The 3,942-nt window shown below is 57.8% G+C and carries 5 protein-coding genes; 2 read left to right on the forward strand and 3 right to left on the reverse strand.

The window, feature by feature from the left end:
• From AB4043_RS17440 to AB4043_RS17450, 3 genes are all read right to left on the reverse strand, one after another.
• A partial coding sequence (locus AB4043_RS17440; protein ID WP_442307635.1) for a LutB/LldF family L-lactate oxidation iron-sulfur protein occupies positions 1–1,186 on the reverse strand: 1,186 nt, incomplete at its 3' end.
• Positions 1,183–1,920 (reverse strand): (Fe-S)-binding protein, encoded by a 738-nt coding sequence (locus AB4043_RS17445; RefSeq protein ID WP_442307637.1) that lies wholly within the window; start codon positions 1,918–1,920, stop codon positions 1,183–1,185. The genes AB4043_RS17445 and AB4043_RS17440, both read right to left, overlap by 4 nt.
• Before the next feature lie 122 nt (positions 1,921–2,042).
• Complete coding sequence (locus AB4043_RS17450) at positions 2,043–2,435, reverse strand: FtsB family cell division protein (protein WP_442299787.1); 393 nt, start codon at positions 2,433–2,435, stop codon at positions 2,043–2,045.
• A gap of 51 nt (positions 2,436–2,486) precedes the next feature.
• Here AB4043_RS17450 and cutA point away from each other — a divergent pair, with 51 nt between their 5' ends.
• Positions 2,487–2,825 carry a divalent-cation tolerance protein CutA gene (cutA, locus tag AB4043_RS17455; protein ID WP_442299788.1) on the forward strand — a complete coding sequence of 113 codons (339 nt, stop codon included), beginning with the start codon at positions 2,487–2,489 and terminating at the stop codon, positions 2,823–2,825.
• Positions 2,826–3,205: 380 nt separating this feature from the next.
• The coding region (locus tag AB4043_RS17460) for an MqnA/MqnD/SBP family protein (RefSeq protein WP_442307636.1) at positions 3,206–3,942 on the forward strand (737 nt) is incomplete at its 3' end.

Here is a 3,942-nt window from a genome sequence, read left to right on the forward strand (position 1 = left end):
GCTTCTCCACCACCTTGTGGCGCAGGTGGATCAGCACCTCAGGAATGTTGATCTTGACCGGGCAGACCTCGTAGCAGGCGCCGCAGAGAGACGACGCATAAGGCAGGCTCTCGGCATGATGCAACTCCTGCAACTGGGGAGTCAGGATGGCGCCGATCGGGCCTGCATACACACTGCCGTAAGCGTGGCCGCCGGTCTGGCGATAGACCGGGCAGGCATTCTGGCACGCTCCGCAACGGATGCAGTGGAGCGTCTGACGTCCCTCTTCGTCGGCAAGAACCTCGGTACGAGCGTTGTCCATGATGACGACGTGGAAGTTCTTGGGTCCATCACCCGCGTGCACGCCCGTCCAGATCGAGTTGTACGGGTTCATACGCTCGCCGGTGGCGGAACGTGGCAGCGTCTGCAGAAAGACCTCGAGATCCTGGAAACGCGGAATCACCTTGTCGATGCCGGCAATGGTAATCAGCGTTTCCGGCAGTGTAAGGCACATACGGCCATTGCCTTCACTCTCGACGATACAGACACCGCCGGTCTCGGCAATCAGATAGTTAGCACCGCTCACCGCCGTCGGCACCGTAAGGAACTTATGGCGCAGATAGGAACGTGCGGCTTCGGCAAGATCGGCGGGAGTATCGCCGAGGTCTTTGAGCCCCATTTTCTGCTTGAAGATTTCACGGACCTGGTGCCGGTTTTTATGCAGCGCTGGGACGACAATATGCGACGGCTGATCCTCACCGAGTTGAATGATCAGTTCAGCGAGATCGGTCTCAACCGGCATGATGCCGGCGGTTTCCAGCGCATTGTTGAGGTGGATCTCCTCCGAGGTCATCGTCTTGATCTTGATGACCTCCTTTGCACCAGCCTCCCGCGCAAGGCGGGTTACGATCTCGCAGGCCTCTTTGCCGTCGCGAGCCCAATGCACGTGACCGCCGGCTTTGGTGCAGTTTCGTTCGAACTCTTCCAGGTACTGATCCAGATAGCGAAGTGTGTGCTGACGAATCTGGCTGCCGCTCTCGCGCAGGTCCTGCCAGTCATCGCGCTCTTCGACCATCCGCTTGCGCTTCGCCTGAATGACATCGGTAGCGTGACGCACATTACGGCGCAACTGCTGGTCACCAAGAGACTTCTTTGCCGCCTTCGGGAAGGCCGGCGACGTTGCCGGGTCGAGCGGAATACGGCTCATTGCCCTGCCTCCTCACCGGCGAGAATCTCTGCCAGATGAATGGTATGCACGCCGGCCTTCTGGCGGTGCAGCGAGCCCTCCATGTGCATCAGGCACGAGTTGTCGCATGCGGTACAGACCTCGGCGCCGGTCTTCAACACGGAACCGAGCTTCTCTTCCAGCATGGCCATCGAAGTCTCGGGATTTTTGACGGCGAAGGTTCCTCCGAAGCCGCAGCAGCGATCGAGGTTCTCGATCTCGACGAGTTCCAGGCCCTTCACGTTGCGAAGCAGGTCCATCGGACCGTCCTTGATTCCGAGATTACGGAGACCGTGACAGCTTGCGTGATAGGTGACCTTGTGCGGATAGTAAGCGCCGACATCTTTCAGACCGAGACAGTCGGTAAGGAACTGCGAGAACTCCCACACCTTCGGCAGTAACTGCTTCAGCTCTGCCTTCAGCGTCTCGTCCTTTAATTGCTCCGCCATCAGCGGATAGTGATCTTTCATCATCGCAACGCAACTGCTCGAAGGCACTACTACAGCTTCCGCATCACGAAACTGATCGACAAAACGCTGCACCAGCGGAAGAGCTTCCTTCTGATAGCCGGTATTCCAATGCATCTGCCCACAGCAGGTCTGGCCGGCAGGAAACTCCACCGTATGCCCCAACCGCTCGAGCACGCGTACAACCGCCTTCCCTGTTCCGGGAAAGAGCGTGTCGTTATAACAAGTGATAAAGRGTGAGACCCGCAGAACGCCTCTCCTTGTTCCAACGGCATATGCTCCAAGGGTTCATGCAGTGCATGGCACCGATCGCCAACACTGTCTTGTCCTGGAACCAGTCGATAGGAACGAGTCAATCTTACTTGCAGTGACTACTTTTTGGCAGGCGCAGCAGGCAGTGTGTAGATGACTTCCCCGGGACGTGTGTAGTGAAGTTCTTCCCTTGCCTGGTGCTCAATCGCACTTGGATCATTCTGCAGACGCTCGATGTGACCAGACATCTGCTCGTTCTCTTTTTGCAGACGCTTAAGCTCTACATCCAGCTCCCTGGCTTCACGCTTCTTCTGCTCATATATGGTCAGACCATTCTGGCCGAAGATGACGTGATATCCGAGCGAAATCGCCAAACCCACCGCCGCGACGGTCGCAAGTTTGCGGCGGCCGCTATAGAGCCGCTCGCCCGCGCCGATCAATCTGCTCCAGAGGCTGGAAGAGTTCCGCATACAGTTCCAGAAGTATCGACGGCCATCGCCGCGGTCAAGCAAAACTCTCTCCCCGGAACCTGGGTAGGTACAGGGCGTGGAATACTCCTATGCATGACAGAGCCTGTTCTAGTTCTGACAACCGTTGGCACGCGTGAGACCGCGGAGGCGCTGGCGGACGTTCTGGTGCACGAAAACCTGGCAGCATGCGTCAGCATCAGCGGTCCTGTGCGATCGGTCTATCGCTGGCGGGGTTCCATCGAACGAGGTGAGGAGTACCAACTCACGATCAAGTCGCTCGGCACAAATCTCAGCCGGATCGACGAAAGAATCAACAACTTCCACGCGGAGCGTCCGGATGGATATTCCTTACCGGAGTTACTGGTCGTGCCACTGACGGGCGGCAGCGCGGCGTACCTTGCGTGGTTACGGGAGAACGCACAGCCCGGCTAGCCATGCTTTGGTATCCTTTCCTTTGTCCGATGCAGATTCTTTTTGCGGTCACCGTGCTTTCCGTCTGCGCTCTTCTATGGGCGTCCTGGGCTATTGCACGTCACGTCCGCAAGGCCGCTTCGGCGGGTCAAAAGCCTGGGAATCTGACCGCAGAAAATATTTTTGAACAGCACCACGATGTGTCGAACATCGAACACAAAGAGAGTGTTATATCGATGCGCCGCCAGCCGCACGGACGACCGTGGTCACCGAATGACGCGGGCGATCTGAGCGACCCGTACCAGCGACCGCGCTCCGTGCAGCGTCGCGCTGCACACTGACGACATCCGCAAGTCCACAGACACTAACCGCTGTATCCTTTCCAGAGGTCATCCGATTGTATGAGTAGTTCCGCCATTCGCGAGATCAGCATCGCGCACTCTCCTGATTCCGACGACGCATTTATGTTTTATGGCCTGGCGACGAACAAGATTCGTGTCCCGGGTTACAAGTTCAGCCATACGCTGACGGACATCGAGACCCTGAATCGGAAGGCCATGAACGAGGCCTTTTACGATGTGACCGCCATCAGCTTCCACGCATATCCCTATCTGCAGGACAACTATGCGCTGATGGCCTGCGGCGGCTCCGTTGGCGATGGCTACGGTCCGATGATCGTGGCCCCGAAGAAGCTGACCACCGATGAGGTCAAGAAGCTCAAGATCGCTGTTCCGGGCACGTTGACGACAGCCTACCTGGCACTGAAGCTCTTCGCTCCTGAGGTTGAGACGGCAACGATTCCCTTCGACGAGATCATTCCGCGCGTCGCCGGCGGCGAGTTCGAGGCCGGGCTCATTATTCACGAAGGGCAGCTCACTTACGGAAACAGCGGTCTGCATAAGATTCTGGATCTGGGTCAGTGGTGGCGTGAGGAAACCAATGGGCTGCCGCTGCCTCTCGGCGGCAACGCAATTCGCCGCTCGCTTGGCTCGGATGTCATGAAGACCACGACCCAGGCGCTGCGCGACAGCATTCAGCACGCCCTCGACAACCGCGAAGAGGCGCTGCAGTATGCCATGCAGTTTGCGCGCGATCTTGATACCAGCCTGGCGAACCGCTTCGTTGGCATGTATGTAAA

Source organism: Terriglobus sp. YAF25, assembly GCF_052113305.1.
Taxonomy (GTDB): Bacteria; Acidobacteriota; Terriglobia; order Terriglobales; family Acidobacteriaceae; genus Terriglobus.

What these genes read in the sequence shown, in the direction of transcription:
- cutA (WP_442299788.1), top strand. Translation starts at nt 2,487, where the DNA reads ATGACAGAGCCTGTTCTAGTTCTGACAACCGTTGGCACGCGTGAGACC.